Source organism: Citrobacter sp. Cf087 (assembly GCF_030334285.1).
Taxonomy (GTDB): domain Bacteria; phylum Pseudomonadota; class Gammaproteobacteria; order Enterobacterales; family Enterobacteriaceae; genus Citrobacter; species Citrobacter freundii.
The window spans coordinates 584,747-601,109 of the sequence record NZ_JAOWED010000028.1 but is presented as its reverse complement, the minus strand read 5'-3'; the positions used below and the strand labels follow the sequence as shown (position 1 = coordinate 601,109).

Below are 16,363 nucleotides of genomic sequence, written 5' to 3'. Positions count from 1 at the left end.
TGGCGCCGCTTCGCGTCTTATCCGGCCTACGACTTTGCCCGTCAACGCTGCTACTGATTTATTAACCTCACGCACATGGATGTGCGTTGCCACTTGTCGGTATGCCCCGACATGTTTTTCTTGCCCCGCCAGTCCCGGGGCTTTTTTTATTTTTGCGTCAACACCCGCGCCGCGGCAATCACGCCCTGCCCCAATGACAACCCGCCGTCGCCCGCCGGTAAACGCTGCGGGAACAGTAAGGTAAAATCACGCAGATAAAACGCCAGACGGGCCGACAATAAGCGGTTATGCATCACGCCACCGCTGAATACTAACGTTTTAATTCCGCGCGCTTCGGCCTGCTCACGCATCAGCGTGGCAAAACCACACGCCAGCGCGTCGTGAAACGCCCACGCTCTTTCTGCAGGGGCGGTCTGCCAGGTCAGCCATTGCTGCCAAAAAATTGCTAAGTCCAGTTGATTGCCATTAAGCGGCACCGTAACAGGGTGATCAACACCTGCACACTGCGATGCCAGCGCCTCCAGCGCACAGGCCGCCTCACCTTCATAACTCAACGATTCCGGCGCACAATGCAACGCGGCGGCAACCGCATCAAACAGTCGTCCGCACGACGATGCCAGCGGGGCATTGATTCCCCGCTCGATGGCGCGCGCCAGTACGTTCCAGTTTTGATGCTGTAGCCCCGATGTTTCCGGGTAACGCTGCCAGTCAGGAACAAAACGCAGGCACTGCGCGAGCAGATTGCGCCATGGCTGTTTTGCCGCCAGATCGCCACCCGCCAGCGCTACCGCCGGTAAGCCGCCAAGGTGTTCGCATTCACGATAGTTGACCCGCAGACATTCGCCGCCCCACAGCTCGCCATTTTCCCCCATACCAATGCCGTCCAGCGTCAGAGCAATCACATCGCCGCCATCGAGCGGCCAGCCGTGCTCGGCAAGACATGCAGCGGCATGCGCATGGTGATGCAGTACCGTTTCGGTTGGCAGATTCATTTCGCTGGCCCACTGGCTGGAAACATAGCCAGGGTGGGCATCATGCACGATACGCAGTGGCGTAAAATCATAAATATTCTGGATCAGGCGTAGCGCATCACGCCACTGCTGCTGAATGCCGTCATCGCTGAGATCGCCTAAATGCTGGCTGATAACCGCCTGTTCGCCACGCACCAGGCAGAAGGTATTTTTCAGATCCGCGCCTAAGCACAGCATCGGCGGCACGTCGCGAAATCCTGGCGGCAGCGCGACCGCATCCGGCACGTAACCCCGGGAACGACGCAGCATTTCCCCACTGTCACGCACCACGGAGTCATCCATCCGCTGCACAATTTCGCGGTTATGCAGCAGGAAACCATCAGCAATCGCACTTAAATCTTCCAGCGCCTGGGCGTTGGTAATGGCCGGAGGCCTGCCGCTGAGGTTGCCGGAGGTCATCACCAGTGGACAATTCATCTCTTGTAAGAGCAAATGCTGCAACGGATTCGCGGGCAGCATGACGCCCACTTCCGTTAACCCTGGCGCAATGCCCTCGCTCAATGCAGCGACATAGCGTTTCTGCACCAGCACGATCGGCGCAGCAGGTGTAGTCAGCAAACGACGAGCAGGTTCGGGCAGTCCGTCATCACCTGGCAGCATTACCGCCAGCGGTTTCGCCGGACGGTGTTTACGCAGCCTGAGCAGCGCGACGGCGTCATTATTGCGCGCATCGCACACCAGATGAAACCCACCAATGCCTTTAACCGCCACAATACCGCCTGCTTTCAGCCGCGATACCGCCGCCTGCAGCGCCTCTTCTTTCTCCGCCCGCTCATCCGTGCTGAACCACTCAAGATGAGGGCCGCACACCGGACAGGCAACGGGCTGGGCATGGAAGCGACGATCATACGGGTCACGATACTCTTTGTCGCATTGCGCACAGAGTGGGAACGACGCCATCACGGTGAACGGGCGGTCATAGGGCATGGCGCGGATAATCGTAAAGCGTGGACCACAGTGGGTGCAGTTGATAAAGGGGTATCGGTAGCGACGTTCGCCGGGGGTGTTCATTTCAACAAGGCATTCGGGACAGGTCGCGGCATCCGGAACGATTTGCGTATTCATCGTACCGCCAGCACTTTGACGAATCGAGAAATCGGCAGGCTGCTGCGTCCAGGCGATTGCTTCGCTCTCAACGCTGTCAATGCGCGCCAGCGGTGGGCAGTGTTGATGTAACTGCGCAATAAATTCCGCCGGATCTTCCTGTAAACGCACAACCACACCATCACCGTCGTTACACACATCGCCATGCAGTTGTAACCGCTGCGCCAGTTGCCAGACGTAGGGGCGAAATCCGACGCCCTGTACTTTGCCGCGAATACGCAACTGTACGCCGGAGAGGGTGTTTATTGTCATTAGATTATTCCCGCAGTCATCAATCCCGGTTAGCCTGATGGCGCGATGCTTATCAGGCCTACGGGGATGCGAACAGTAGGCCGGATAAGGCGAAGCCGCCATCCGGCATAAGTACTACCGTATTTTACGCGGATTTTCAGATATCAGAACAGCAAAGATGCGGTGGAATCCAGCGCCGCGCGACGGCGTTTTTCCGCACTAAGTTGCTCAAGCTTATTGCGATCGACATAAATCAGCGCGTGAGTCGGGCACACTTCCATACAGGCAGGACCGGCCTCGCGATGGTGGCACAGGTCGCACTTATTGGCTTCAGCTTTTTCTGCACGGACGTTCAGACCCGCGCCGCTGTTACGCACAACCGGACGCACGACTACTTCCATTGCGCCGTAAGGACAAGCCACAACGCAAGTTTTACAGCCAATGCAGCGTTCCTGCATTACGTGAACAAAACCTTTATCACGGCTGATCGCACCGTTCGGGCAGACGTTAGCGCACGGCGCGTCTTCACACTGGCGGCACAGCGTCGCCGTGGAGACATTAACGCCTTTGATGACGTGAATGCGGGGTAAAAAAGTTTCAGGGGTCAGCGATGCGCAGTCCTGGTTATCCTGATGGGATACCACGCAGGCCACTTCACAGGTACGGCAACCAATGCATTTATTGGCGTCTGCAATGATGAAACGGTTCATCAATTTCTCCAGCAATGACAGAATATCTGCCGAAGCATTCACAAATCGTGCCAGAATTTAATTTACTGTTATTAAAGGGATTTTATTTTGAAGAACGCAAGAAGAGCGTGTCATCGTCACTAGTGACGATGACAAATGACAGCCGTCAGCGCGAAGCGGGCGGCGCAACTGAGTCGCGCTGGATGAGTTCACCGGTGAAGGTCTTTGGCGGCCTAAACGCCCCGTCACCCAACATAAAGATCAGACGCCCAATCGTTTCCTGAATCATTTCTGTTACCGGAATTTTAACGCTGGAAAGCGCCGGAATAGTGTATGGCGCGAGGGCGATATCATCAAAGCCAATCACCGACACCTGTGCGGGAACGCTCACGCCTTGCTCGTGCAACTGCTTCATCGCGCCGATCGCCATATCGTCATTACTGGCCACCAGCGCGGTAAAATTGACCTTGCGCGAAAGCAAAGTATCCACACCCGCTGCGCCGCAGGCTGGCGTCCATTTCCCTTTAACAATCAGATCATTATTTAGCGCGATACCATGATGTGCCAGCGCGTCTTTATAACCTGAAAGTCGCTCCAAGCCTGTTGGAGAATCCATCGAGCCGGTAATAAAACCAATCTCTTTATGCCCGGCGGCAATGAGCTGAGTAACGGCGTTAAAGCTGGTCTGCTTTTGATCACACCATACGCTGTGGCTACTGTTTTTCCGCAGGCGTCGATTAAGCACCATAATCGGCTGGCTGTGGGCATCGATGATATCGTCTATCTCATCCACGCTGAGAAAACGCGGATAAATCATAATCGCGTCACAGCGCAGGTCGAGCAGGTACTGGATCGCCTGGCGCTCTTCCTCAGCGCTGTGCTTACCGTCAGCCAGTAACAGCTGGCGTCCTTTATCTTCCGCCATCCGCGCGGTATGAAACAGCAGCTCGCTGAAATAGACGCCGTGATAAAGGGTATTTGTTACCACCAGGCCCAGCGTCTGCGTGGTTTTCGCCGCCAGACTGCGCGCCAGCAAGTTTGGGCGGTAACCACTCTCTTCAATGGCCTGAAACACGCGGTCTTTGGTCTCCTGGCTGACGTAGCCGTTCCCGGAAAGCACCCGGGAAACTGTCGCTTTCGACACCCCGGCACGCTTCGCCACCTCCAGCATCGTGGTCATATTACTCATCCCTATTCTCTCAATGTGACGCAGTGTACTGCACCGTTTCGCCGCTGTCCTTGCTGCTAAATCGCAGACGCTGACATCTGGTGATCGGAGTCACAATTACAAAAAATGATCAAAATTAAATCTTGCTCATTACTCATATTTTAAACATGATTTTGTGGAACCGGTTTCCTATCTGCGTTTCATAACCCAGAAAAGCGACCCAACGTAAACGGATAAAACATAACGTACCCTACTGATAAAACAGGATTAAATCCGATGTCCAAGAATTATGCAGCGCTGGCGCGCTCCGTTGTGACGGCTCTGGGAGGCGTCGACAACATCACAGCAGTGACCCACTGTATGACCCGTTTGCGTTTCGTTATCAAAGATGACTCGCAGGTCGACAGCGCGACGCTGAAGACGCTTTCTGGCGTACTTGGCGTGGTGCGTAGCGATAACCAGTGCCAGGTGATCATCGGCAACACCGTTTCGCAGGCGTATCGCGAAGTGGTCAGCCTGTTACCTGCCAATATGCAGCCAGCTGAGCCGCAAACCAAACCCCGACTGACGCTGAAGCGGATTGGCGCGGGGATCCTCGACGCGCTGATCGGCACCATGTCGCCGTTGATCCCGGCAATTATCGGCGGATCAATGCTCAAACTGCTGGCAATGATCCTCGAAATGACCGGCGTGCTGGAGAAAGGATCGTCCACGCTCACCATTCTGACCGTTATCGGTGACGGCGCATTTTTCTTCCTGCCGCTGATGGTCGCCGCGTCGGCCGCTATCAAATTCAAAACCAACATGTCGCTGGCAATCGCCATCGCGGGCGTACTGGTGCATCCCAGCTTCATCGATCTGATGGCGAAGGCTGCGCAGGGTGAGCACGTTGAGTTTGCCCTGATCCCGGTGACGGCAGTGAAATACACCTACACGGTGATCCCGGCGCTGGTGATGACCTGGTGCCTGTCATACATCGAACGTTGGGTCGATCGCATCACTCCGGCGGTAACCAAAAACTTCCTTAAACCAATGCTAATCGTGCTGATCGCCGCGCCGCTCGCCATCGTCATCATTGGCCCGATCGGTATCTGGATCGGTAGCGCAATTTCAGCGCTGGTCTATACCATTCACGGCTATCTCGGCTGGCTGTCGGTGGCCATTATGGGCGCACTGTGGCCGCTGCTGGTAATGACCGGTATGCACCGTGTCTTTACGCCAACCATTATTCAGACCATTGCCGAAACCGGAAAAGAAGGCATGGTGATGCCGTCAGAAATCGGCGCCAACTTGTCGTTAGGTGGTTCATCGCTGGCAGTAGCATGGAAAACCAAAAACCCGGAACTGCGTCAGACGGCGTTAGCGGCAGCCGCCTCCGCCATCATGGCGGGGATTTCCGAACCTGCGCTGTATGGCGTAGCGATCCGCCTGAAACGACCACTGATTGCGAGTCTTATCAGCGGTTTTATCTGCGGTGCCGTTGCCGGAATGGCCGGACTTGCAAGCCACTCCATGGCAGCTCCTGGCCTGTTCACCAGCGTCCAGTTTTTCGATCCGGCCAATCCGATGACTATCGTTTGGGTATTTGGCGTGATGGCGCTGGCGGTAGTGCTTTCCTTTGTATTAACGCTGATTCTCGGCTTTGAAGATATCCCTGTCGAAGATGCAGCCGCGCAGGCCAGAAAAAACCAGGCCGCACAACCGGGCAATATCAATGGAGCCAGCATTTGACTGGTATGAACTGAGGTTAATTATGTCTGTTTTTCCGCAAGGATTTTTATGGGGCGGCGCACTGGCCGCCAACCAGTCTGAAGGGGCATACCGGGAAGGCGGCAAAGGACTGACTACCGTCGATATGATCCCCCACGGCACACATCGGATGCCCGTCAAGCTGGGTCAGGAAAAGCGCTTTGCGCTGCGGGATAACGAATTTTATCCCAGCCATCAGGCGATCGACTTTTATCATCGCTATAAAGAAGATATCGCGCTGATGGCAGAAATGGGTTTTACGGTATTTCGTACTTCCATTGCCTGGAGCCGTCTCTACCCTAACGGCGATGAGCTGACGCCGAATAAAGAGGGCATCGCGTTTTACCAGAGCGTGTTTGCCGAGTGTAAAAAATACGGTATTGAGCCATTAGTCACGCTATGTCACTTCGATGTGCCAATGCATCTGGTCACCGAGTACGGCTCCTGGCGTAACCGCAAAATGGTTGAGTTCTTTACCCGCTACGCCCGTACCTGCTTCGAGGCCTTTGACGGTCTGGTGAAGTACTGGCTGACGTTCAACGAAATCAACATTATGCTGCACAGCCCCTTTTCAGGCGCCGGGCTAGTATTTGAAGAAGGTGAAAATCAGGATCAGGTGAAATATCAGTCCGCTCACCACGAACTGATAGCCAGCGCCCTGGCGACTAAAATAGCCCATGAAATTAATCCGCAAAACCAGGTCGGTTGTATGCTGGCTGGCGGTAATTTTTATCCTTATTCCTGTAAACCAGAAGATGTGTGGACCGCGCTGGAAAAAGACCGCGAAAACCTGTTCTTTATTGATGTGCAGGCGCGCGGGGCCTACCCGGCTTATTCTGCCCGCGTGTTTCGCGAAAAAGGCGTGGTCATAGAAAAAGCCCCAGAAGATGACGACATCCTGAAAAACACCGTCGATTTCGTCTCGTTCAGCTATTACGCATCGCGCTGCGCCTCGGCGGAAATGAACACCGGCAATACCAGCGCCGCCAACGTGGTGAAGTCGCTGCGTAATCCGTATATTGCGGCCAGCGAATGGGGCTGGGGCATCGATCCGCTTGGTCTGCGCATCACCATGAATATGATGTATGACCGCTACCAGAAACCGCTATTTCTGGTGGAGAACGGGCTGGGAGCGAAGGATGAAATCGATGCCAATGGTGAGATCAATGACGACTATCGCATTAGCTATTTACGCGAACATATTCGCGCCATGGCAGACGCGATTGAAGATGGCGTGCCCCTGATGGGTTACACCACCTGGGGCTGTATCGATCTGGTTTCTGCCTCAACCGGTGAGATGAGCAAACGCTACGGTTTTGTGTATGTGGACCGCGATGACGCGGGCAACGGCACGCTGGGGCGCACCCGCAAGAAATCATTCTGGTGGTACAAAAAAGTAATCGCCAGCAACGGCGCCGATCTGGCATAACAGATCTGCCGGAGGGGGTTACAGTCTTCCGGCAGAATTACATATTTTCATTTCATTTATTACATTCCAGATGTGGAATCGTCCTTCCAGTTTCAGGTTTGCCCTCATCCTTTTTTACTGGCATTTTATTCAGTAGTTTTTAATCCTGGCCGTTCACCACAAGGAAGCGTGCATGTTTGATAAAAAGGGTAAATCAGCAGAGGTAATCACCAAACCGGTACGTCGCTTGAAAGTCAGCTATGTCAGAAAACGCCATGAAGATCCAAAAACGGGTTACACGCGACGAATCAGTCGGCACGCCTCGCTCACGCTGAACGGCGACTGGCTGGAACAAGCTGGATTTCCGACCGGTACGGCAGTGAATGTATCAGTGATGCAGGGGAAATTAATTATTGAGCAGGCAATTGAATGACGAGGATACACTGGGAAAACAGGCCGGATGTCGTTCACATCCGGCACTGATACGGTTTACTCTTCTGGCGCTTCCAGCTCGGAGAATCCACCGTGTCCTTCCCAACCGGCTAATCGCTGATAGACGGTATCAACAGCATCTTTGATCGGCTGTGTCATCGGGTAGTAAAAACCGACGATGTCCGGTTGAATGCCGAGGAAAATCACCTCGCCAACGTCGTCTTTCAACTGATCGACCAGGTAATTCAGCGGCATGTTATGAGTGGTCATCATGAACATCTCGGCAATGTCATCGGGATCGATAATGCGGATTTCACCAGGGTTCAGCCCCATATCGGTAGCATCAACAATCAACAAACGTTGCGGACGCAGTTCACGGATGGCGACAATATCGTTTTCTGGCGCACTACCACCGTCGATGACAACCCAGTTGCCTTGAGGATTTGCAGCACACATTTCAGCCAGCAGCGGGCCCGCGCCGTCATCGCCCATCATGCTGTTACCCACACATAATAAAACGTCAGTCACGGTGTCTCCTCACCATCAGATAGATGGCGCTTTCCTGGTGTATGTCGTGCAGCATGCTAAGCATCAGCTTGCTCCACTCCTGCTGCTGCGGGGTCTGTACGGCACGCGCATCATCGAACGCGCGTGCCAGCATTTGCACATGGTTGGAATCGATAACGATCTCGCCGTATTTCGGCACACCTTCCATTTTCCGGCGGGCTTCGCTTCCCTCAGCAAGGGTAGCAATCCATGCCAGATATTCGTCCCATGGACAAGTTAACGCCGCTTCCAGGCAATCGATGATCCCAAGGTGGTGACCAATCGCCAGGCTGTAATAGACAACCTGCTGCGCCTCAGCGGGCGTCGCATCGTTCTCATCAATAAACTTACGGCTCAGTTGACTGAACACCACCGTTTCACTCATCGGATACGCGCCTCTTCGACAACATGGTTAAGATGCGTGACGATCTCGGTCAGACGCGGATCGTTTTCCGCCTCCAGCCAGCGCGCCACCTGATGCTCGCCCTGCCCTAACTGCGTCATATAGTCATCAGCAATCTGGCGGCCATAGCGGTATCCCGCCAGACGGCGAGCCTCGCGATCCACCTTCACTCGCAGCGGCTGAACCATATCCGGATGCAGAATTTCGGCGGGCTGTTCGTCCAGTTCACCCGGCGCACGCGCGTGAATTTTTTGTTCCAGCAGACCCAACGCCATGGCAAAACCATACAGCGTGGCTGCAGGCGTTGGCGGGCAGCCAGGGATATACACATCCACCGGTACGATTTTGTCCGTGCCGCCCCAGACGCAGTATAAGTCGTGGAAAATACCGCCGCTGTTACCGCAAGCACCGTAAGAGATACAAATTTTCGGGTCTGGCGCAGACTGCCAGGCGCGTAGCGCCGGAGAGCGCATGGCACGGGTTACCGCGCCGGTAAACAGCAGGATATCCGCATGGCGCGGGGACGGTACCACTTTGATGCCAAAACGTTCGGCGTCAAACAGCGGAGAAAGCGTGGCGAAGATTTCGATTTCGCAACCGTTGCAGCCGCCGCAGTCCACACGGTAAACGTACGCTGAACGCTTGATGCTTTTTAGCAGCGACGCTTTCATGCTGGCAATGGATTCATCCACCGTCATCGGTACCGGAATACCGTTGGCGTCACGTGGGCCTAATAAATTGCTCATCAGCTGGCCTCTTTCATATGGCGAGTCAGTTCAATACGGTCAGACGGCACCAGGCATTTCTGGCGCTTACAGTCCGGGCAGGTCTCAAAGCTTTCACGGTGGTTTTCCGCGCGGCTATCACCGTTGTGCTTAAGTAGCGCAATGGCGTAATCAATCTCTTTTTGTACCGCAAACGGACGGTTACATACGCGGCAATTACACAGCGCAAAGCGGGACTGCTGCAGGAAATCCTCTTTCTTCCACACCGCCAGCTCATACTCCTGCGACAGCTTGATCGCCGCCGTCGGGCAAACTTCTTCGCAACGGGCGCAGAAGATGCAGCGACCGAGGTTGAACTGCCACGCCAGCTCATCGGTGGCCAGATCGGTTTCGACCGTCAGCGCGTTCGACGGGCACGCATTCACACAGGCCGCACAGCCGATGCACTGTTGCGGATTATGTTCCGGTTTGCCACGGAAGTTTTTATCGACCGCGATCGGCTCCAGCGGATACGACGACGTCGGTGCCCCGGTTTTGATGACTTTTTTGATAAAGGTAAACATGGCGATTCCTTATTTCAGCGGCGAGTTTTTACGCTCGATGCTGTAGCGCTCAAGTTCTTTGTACGGCACGACTTTGCTCTTCTTCTTACGTACATCAACCACGGTCATACGGTCAGTACAGGAGTAGCAAGGATCGAGGCTACCGATAATCAGCGGCGCATCGGAAACGGTATTACCACGCAGCATGTAGCGCAGCGTCGGCCAGTTGGCGTAGGTCGCCGCACGGCAGCGCCAGCGATACAGTTTCTGGTTGTCGCCGGTCATGCTCCAGTGAATGTCATCTCCGCGCGGCGCTTCAGCAAAGCCCAGTGCGAAACGGTGAGGAATGTAGGTAAAGCCTTCCACCATCAGCGGGCCGCCCGGCAGGTTATCCAGACCAAAGTCGATCATATTCAGTGCGGTGTAGACTTCATTAATACGAACTTTCAGACGAGAAATAACATCGCAGCCTTGCTCGCTATGAACTTCCATCGGCAGCAGACCATAGCCGACAAACGGGTGATCGGCGCGGGTGTCACGCGCGTGGCCGCTGGCGCGAACCATCGGGCCGACGTTACTGAAGTCACGGGCAATTTCCGGATCCAGACGACCAATACCAACGGTACGCTGTTCCATATTCGGCGTACTGAGCAGCATATCGACCAGTTCCTGCACGTCACGACGCATCTGCTGCGCCAGTTGACGGGTCTGGATCATATCTTCTTTCAGCAGATCACGACGGATACCGCCGATCAGGTTCAGACCGTAAGTTTTACGTGCCCCGGTGAGGATCTCCGCCATCTTCATCGACGTTTCACGCACGCGGAAGAACTGCATAAAGCCGGAGTCAAAACCGGTGAAGTGACAGGCCAGGCCGAGGTTCAGCAGGTGCGAGTGCAGACGCTCAACTTCCAGTAGAATGGCACGGATCATCTGCGCACGTTCCGGCACCACGATACCCATCGCATTCTCAACGGAGGTGGTATAGGCGGTGCTATGCGCAAAGCCGCAGATGCCACACACGCGATCTGACAGGAACGTCACTTCGTTGTAACCCATACGGGTTTCCGCCAGTTTCTCCATGCCGCGGTGGACATAGAACAGACGGTAGTCGGCATCGATAATGTTCTCGCCATCCACGAACAGGCGGAAGTGACCGGGTTCATCGGAGGTGACGTGCAACGGGCCAATCGGCACCACGTTATTTTTCTTGTCGCCCAGTTCGTTGATGAACTCGTAGGTTTCAGCATCGGTAGTCGGCGCCGGGCGCTGACGATAATCCATGCTGTCTTTACGCAGCGGATAGAGTTCGTCCGGCCAGTCATCGGGCAGTACCAGACGACGCTCATCCGGCAAGCCAACCGGGATCAAACCGTACATATCGCGCACTTCGCGCTCGCCCCAGACCGCAGCCGGAACGCGCGGCGTGACGGACGGGAACTCCAGCTTATTGGCATCGACTTCAACGCGGACGGTTATCCAGCATTTGGTGCCCTGCTCCATCGACATCACATAATAAACAGCGTAATGGCCGCACAGCTGGCGTTCGTCGTTACCAAACAACACGGACAACCAGCCGCCCTGTTTGTAGTACAGGAACTCCACCACTTCCGGCAGGTAGTTCACCTTGACGGTGATCGTCAGCTGATCTTTGGTCTGCCAGGCTTCATCCAGTACCACGCCCGGAAAGGCCTGATGCAGCGCAGCGAGATATTGTTGACCTAATTTTTCTTCAGACATGCTCAAACTCTCTTAAATCACGCCACCAGCAAGGAGACGAACGCTAAAAACGCAAACCCAAAACCGGCCCAGGTCACGCGTGAAGTGGCGCAAAAACGCAAACGCGCCATGCTGTTTTCGAACAGGGCGATGGCCAGCACGCCGAGGACCAGCTTGACGACGGCAATCACCAGCGCCAGCAGCAGCCCACCCGCGGTGAAGGTTTCCATCTGTCCCCACGGCAGGAACACACCAACGAACATTTGCAGAACGACCAGTTGCTTGAGGCTAATGCCCCATTTCAGCACGGCAAAACCGCTGCCGCTGTATTCAGTCAATGGACCTTCCTGCAGCTCTTGCTCTGCTTCTGCCAGATCGAATGGCAGTTTGCCCATTTCGATAAAGGTGGCGAAAGCACAGGCACACAGTGCCAGAATCAGCGGGATGCTGCGCGCAGCAGGCCAGTGGTAAATGGTATCGGCGATATTGCTGATATGGGTTGAACCCGCAACCTGTGCCGCTACCCACAGCCCCAGCAACAGGATAGGTTCAACCAGCACGCCGAGCATCGCTTCACGGCTGGCACCAATGGCGGTAAACGGGCTACCGGTATCCAGTCCCGCGATAGAGAAGAAAAAACGGGCAATGGCGAACAGGTAAATTAAGGTGATCAGATCGCCCAGTTGCGGCAGCGGTGAGCCAACGGTCACTACCGGTAGCGCAGTGGCGATAGTCAGCATCACGCCCACCATCACAAACGGCGTCAGGCGGAAGACCCAACTGGAATCCGCAGGCGCAATGCTCTGACGGCCCAGCAGTTTGATAATGTCGCGGTATTCCTGCAAAACGCCCGGACCGCGGCGATTGTGCAAACGCGCGCGCGCCACGCGGGTAACGCCGGACAGCAGCGGCGCAACGGCAAACAGCACCAGCGCCTGAATTAACGGATATAAAACACTCATTTTCAGGCTCCTCGTGAAACCACAATCACCACCAGCACCGCCAGCTCAATCAGCGCCAGGCGACGGAACAGCACCGGCGCAGCCGCATTCTGCCAGCCCGGAACCAGTGATACCGGATTCAACCACTTACGCAGTTTGAGTACCGGGGCAAAGGCTTCTTTCACCGGCATGGCAAAACCGTGCGCGGTAATGACCATTGACTGCTCGTGATCGTAACCACACACCCATGCCGCACCGCGTGAACGCGACGGCAGACGGTTGCCTTTGAAAATTGCCATGATGATGAACGGCAGCAGCGGACATGCGATCAGCAGCAGCGTGATCATTGGCTGAGAAACGGTGGTGTTCGCAGTTTCCAGCGGCAGCGGAACGGCAGAGGAGATCATCGGCAGCAGCCACGGCGCAGCCACGCCGCCGATCACGCAACAGATAGCCAGCGCAACGACGCTCACACCCATCAGGATTGGCGCGCAGCAGGCGTTTTCAGCTTCCTTCGTGCGCGGTGCACCAAGGAACGTTACGCCATAGACTTTCGCCATACACATCACCGCCAGCGCGCCGGTAATTGCCAGCCCAACCGCCAGCAACGGCCCTAACAGACGACCGACAAACGCCCCGCTGTTACCCAGCTTGAAGAAGGATTGATAGATAACCCACTCACCGGCAAAACCGTTCAGCGGCGGCAGCGCGGCCATCGCCATCAGGCCAACCAACATCGCCAGAGAGATAACCGGCATGCGTTTGCCGATACCGCCCAGTTTTTCGATATCACGATGACCGGTACGGAACCAGATGCTGCCTGCGCCCAGGAACAGAACGCTTTTGAACAGGCTGTGGTTTACCAGGTGGTACAGACCGCCGGTCAAACCCAGCGCAATCAGCGCCGGTTGATTCAGGGAAATCCCGGTCACGCCAGCGCCTAGCCCCAACAGAATAATGCCGATGTTTTCCAGCGTGTGGTACGCCAGCAGGCGCTGGATATTGTGTTCCATCAGCGCATACAGACCGCCAACAAATGCGGTGATCATGCCCAACACCAGCAGCGTAATTCCCCACCACAGCGGCGCGTTACCGCCCAGCAGCGACAGCGACAGAATACCCAGCAGCCCCACCTTCATGACCACGGTAGAGAACAGCGCCGCAGCCGGCGCGCTGGCATTGGCGTGTGCCTGTGGCACCCAACCATGCAGAGGAATAATCCCGGCCAGCAGGCCAAAACCTGCCACGCCCAGCAGCCAGATGTCAGACCCGAGCGGCAGCTCCTGGGTGCGCAGGTCTAGCAAACGCAGCTCCAAAGTGCCGTAACGTTGCCACACAAGGTAGCAGGCAACCGCCAGCAGCAGCGTACCAATACGCCCCAGCGCAAACCACAGTTTGCCTTCTTTACTGCATCCGGTGAGGAACACGGCACACAGCGCCATGATTTCCGCCATCACCACCAGCGTACCGAGGTTGCTGGCAACCACCGCACATACCGCCGCGGCCATCAGCAGATTCACCAGCAGGCCGTTAGCTTTCACCTGCGGATGACGATGCCAGTCAATGTTGTACAGGCTGACAAACAGGCCGCACAGTCCCAGCGTAATCAGCCAGATAGCATTCAGCGGAGTAATTTGCAGACTGTGCCCAATAAACGGCATCACGCCGCTCACCGCCAGCGCATTAGTCAGAACGGTAAAACCAGCGGCTGCCGTACACAAGCTGCCGACCGCACCGCCAACTCCAGCAATCCAGCCGCTCAGCGATTTATGAAATGAAAACAGAAATGCCAGAACCGCAGCCGCTGTAAACCAGGCCACGCCGCTGTTAATCAGTGAAATTGCGCTCATTTTGCATCCCCACTCTGAGCCTGCTGAAACAAGGTGAGATCGCCGAAATCGGTATTGAAAGTCAGCTCACGCTTACGTTTGCTGGCGCGGGCGATATCCATGTTGCTCACCAGGTGCAGAGCTTTGGTCGGACACATGCGCACGCAGGCCGGACCAAGCTCGTCAAAACTGCACAGATCGCATTTCACCGCGATGGCACGAACGCCTGGAACCCAGTCCAACAGCGAACTCACGCGAGCAGGCGCTGGCGGAGCCGGAGGCGCTTTTGGCGTATTGGCGTTTGCCGGGATATGCAGCGGACGGCTACCAGAAAACTCTATCGCGCCAAACGGACAAGCGATCCCGCACAGTTTGCAGCTTACGCACAGGCTTTCATTCAGCTGTACGGCGCCATCAACGCGGTTAATGGCATTAACCGGACACACGGTGGCGCAAGGCGCATCTTCACACTGGTGGCAAAGCTGCGGCGCGGATTCTTTTTCATTTAACATCACTTTCAGGCGCGGCATTGACTGCAGGCCATGCTGGCGATGTGTCTCTGAGCAGGCGGCTTCACAGGTGTGGCAGCCAATACAAAGAGTGGAGTCAGCAATTACAAAACGATTCACCAGGCATTCCTCAGGTGATAGTCATTTTTGACGAAAACATGTCTGCAAAATGTCATTTCGACATTTTTCGACATGCCCATTCCCTAAAACATCGTGACGCAGTATGTAAACCGCATCATGACAAAGTGGACAGCACCTGAGGCTTAAGCCGGGCTATGTCCCTCAACCAGTTGGCTTAAATTCACCGGCATATTGTTCTCAACCGCGGTGTACAGGCTGTCGTAGACGGTGGCGATTTTCTCGAGATAGTGCTCCAGTACCTGTTCGCGATCGCGGTTGCTGAAACGCTCATCGACTTGACCGTCGATGGTCAACTGTGCCTGTGCAATCAGTTGCTTATCATCACCATCTTTTGTTTCGACGTAGTACTCGATGGTGTGGCTATTGAAGCCATCCGCCAGCGTGACGTAGATAGTGAAGTGTTCAAAAAGGACAAAGCAGAGATCTTTGTCCGGCGCACAGCTCATTGCATGATGCAAACGCGCTTTCGACAGGGTGATCCCCTGAACCAGCGAGTTACAGTAAATACGCCACTGGTCCTGTAGGCGACGATGCCGTTCAGCGATGTAATCGGCTTTTTCGCTTATTTCCCAAATAGTCATGTCAGGTTACCCGTTTAGCAGAGATGAACAGCCTTAAGCACATTTCATGCCAAAATTAAATTTATTAATTTTCATATAGATAAAAAATTAAAGGCGGGTGACGACATGTCATTTCGTCATTGTCGTCATTGTCACGAATGAAAAAAATCAACCTGGCATGCTTATTGCTTTTGATACGGCAACTTCACAGGAGGCGGTATGCACGAAATAACCCTCTGCCAACGGGCACTGGAATTGATTGAACAACAGGCCACGCAACACGGTGCTCAGCGAGTAACTGGGGTCTGGCTCAAAATTGGCGCATTTTCTTGCGTAGAAACCAGCGCTCTCTCCTTTTGTTTTGATCTGGTATGCCGCGGGACCCTTGCAGAAGGTTGTAAACTCCACCTCGAAGAACAAGAAGCCGAATGTTGGTGCGAATCTTGTCAACAATACGTCACATTACTGACGCAACGCGTGCGCCGATGTCCGCAATGCAACAGCGATATGCTGAGAATTGTGGCCGATGACGGCTTACAGATTCGACGTATTGAAATAGATCAGACTCCAGCGCCGGATGGCGACGCTTAAGCGTTTTATCCAGCCTACAGAAAGAGCTCGTTTGTAGGCCGGATA

General features: G+C 54.9%; 16 protein-coding genes. 4 read left to right on the top strand and 12 right to left on the bottom strand.

Annotated elements, in window-relative coordinates:
* Positions 1 to 146: 146 nt before the first annotated feature.
* From hypF to OGV57_RS11345, 3 genes are all read right to left on the bottom strand, one after another.
* The gene (gene hypF / locus OGV57_RS11355; RefSeq protein WP_054528727.1) at positions 147 to 2,387 is read right to left on the bottom strand and encodes a carbamoyltransferase HypF; all 2,241 of its coding nucleotides are present in this window, start codon (positions 2,385 to 2,387) and stop codon (positions 147 to 149) included.
* 143 nt (positions 2,388 to 2,530) lie between these two features.
* Positions 2,531 to 3,076, bottom strand: a complete 546-nt coding sequence (hydN, locus tag OGV57_RS11350; protein ID WP_003037366.1) for an electron transport protein HydN — start codon at positions 3,074 to 3,076, stop codon at positions 2,531 to 2,533.
* Between the two features lie 145 nt (positions 3,077 to 3,221).
* Positions 3,222 to 4,235, bottom strand: coding sequence for a LacI family DNA-binding transcriptional regulator (locus OGV57_RS11345; RefSeq protein WP_054528922.1), 1,014 nt, complete (start codon positions 4,233 to 4,235; stop codon positions 3,222 to 3,224).
* 264 nt (positions 4,236 to 4,499) lie between these two features.
* Between OGV57_RS11345 and ascF the strand changes: the two genes are divergently transcribed.
* The 3 genes from ascF (at position 4,500) to OGV57_RS11330 (ending at position 7,813) form a co-directional block, all read left to right on the top strand.
* Positions 4,500 to 5,954: a PTS cellobiose/arbutin/salicin transporter subunit IIBC gene (gene ascF, locus OGV57_RS11340; RefSeq protein WP_003037374.1), complete on the top strand. Its 1,455-nt coding sequence runs from the start codon at positions 4,500 to 4,502 to the stop codon at positions 5,952 to 5,954.
* 22 nt (positions 5,955 to 5,976) lie between these two features.
* Positions 5,977 to 7,401, top strand: a complete 1,425-nt coding sequence (locus OGV57_RS11335; protein ID WP_054528923.1) for a 6-phospho-beta-glucosidase — start codon at positions 5,977 to 5,979, stop codon at positions 7,399 to 7,401.
* 172 nt (positions 7,402 to 7,573) lie between these two features.
* Complete coding sequence (locus OGV57_RS11330; protein ID WP_003037379.1) at positions 7,574 to 7,813, top strand: SymE family type I addiction module toxin; 240 nt, start codon at positions 7,574 to 7,576, stop codon at positions 7,811 to 7,813.
* Between the two features lie 56 nt (positions 7,814 to 7,869).
* Here OGV57_RS11330 and hycI read toward each other — a convergent pair whose 3' ends face one another.
* The 9 genes from hycI to hycA all read right to left on the bottom strand — a co-directional run bounded on the left by hycI (position 7,870) and on the right by hycA (position 15,748).
* Entirely contained in the window at positions 7,870 to 8,340 is a 471-nt protein-coding gene (gene hycI, locus OGV57_RS11325) for a hydrogenase maturation peptidase HycI (protein ID WP_003037382.1), read from the bottom strand.
* Positions 8,333 to 8,743, bottom strand: coding sequence for a formate hydrogenlyase maturation HycH family protein (locus OGV57_RS11320; RefSeq protein ID WP_016150885.1), 411 nt, complete (start codon positions 8,741 to 8,743; stop codon positions 8,333 to 8,335). Before OGV57_RS11320 ends, hycI begins: the two co-directional genes overlap by 8 nt.
* A complete protein-coding gene (gene hycG, locus OGV57_RS11315; RefSeq protein ID WP_003037388.1) occupies positions 8,740 to 9,507 on the bottom strand; it encodes a formate hydrogenlyase subunit HycG in 768 nt (255 codons plus the stop codon). Before hycG ends, OGV57_RS11320 begins: the two co-directional genes overlap by 4 nt.
* The gene (gene hycF / locus OGV57_RS11310; protein ID WP_054528728.1) at positions 9,507 to 10,049 is read right to left on the bottom strand and encodes a formate hydrogenlyase subunit HycF; all 543 of its coding nucleotides are present in this window, start codon (positions 10,047 to 10,049) and stop codon (positions 9,507 to 9,509) included. The genes hycG and hycF overlap by 1 nt, the downstream gene beginning before the upstream one ends.
* A 9-nt stretch (positions 10,050 to 10,058) precedes the next feature.
* A complete protein-coding gene (hycE, locus tag OGV57_RS11305) occupies positions 10,059 to 11,768 on the bottom strand; it encodes a formate hydrogenlyase subunit HycE (RefSeq protein WP_003037393.1) in 1,710 nt (569 codons plus the stop codon).
* A 17-nt stretch (positions 11,769 to 11,785) separates the two neighbouring features.
* Positions 11,786 to 12,709, bottom strand: coding sequence for a respiratory chain complex I subunit 1 family protein (locus OGV57_RS11300; protein ID WP_044699702.1), 924 nt, complete (start codon positions 12,707 to 12,709; stop codon positions 11,786 to 11,788).
* A 2-nt stretch (positions 12,710 to 12,711) separates the two neighbouring features.
* On the bottom strand, positions 12,712 to 14,538 hold the full coding sequence (gene hycC, locus OGV57_RS11295; protein WP_003846592.1) for a formate hydrogenlyase subunit 3: 1,827 nt from the start codon (positions 14,536 to 14,538) through the stop codon (positions 12,712 to 12,714).
* Entirely contained in the window at positions 14,535 to 15,146 is a 612-nt protein-coding gene (hycB, locus tag OGV57_RS11290; RefSeq protein ID WP_003037401.1) for a formate hydrogenlyase subunit HycB, read from the bottom strand. Before hycB ends, hycC begins: the two co-directional genes overlap by 4 nt.
* Positions 15,147 to 15,289: 143 nt before the next feature.
* Positions 15,290 to 15,748 carry a formate hydrogenlyase regulator HycA gene (gene hycA / locus OGV57_RS11285; protein ID WP_003840271.1) on the bottom strand — a complete coding sequence of 153 codons (459 nt, stop codon included), beginning with the start codon at positions 15,746 to 15,748 and terminating at the stop codon, positions 15,290 to 15,292.
* A gap of 198 nt (positions 15,749 to 15,946) precedes the next feature.
* Between hycA and hypA the strand changes: the two genes are divergently transcribed.
* Entirely contained in the window at positions 15,947 to 16,318 is a 372-nt protein-coding gene (gene hypA / locus OGV57_RS11280) for a hydrogenase maturation nickel metallochaperone HypA (protein WP_003037406.1), read from the top strand.
* Positions 16,319 to 16,363 lie beyond the last annotated feature (45 nt).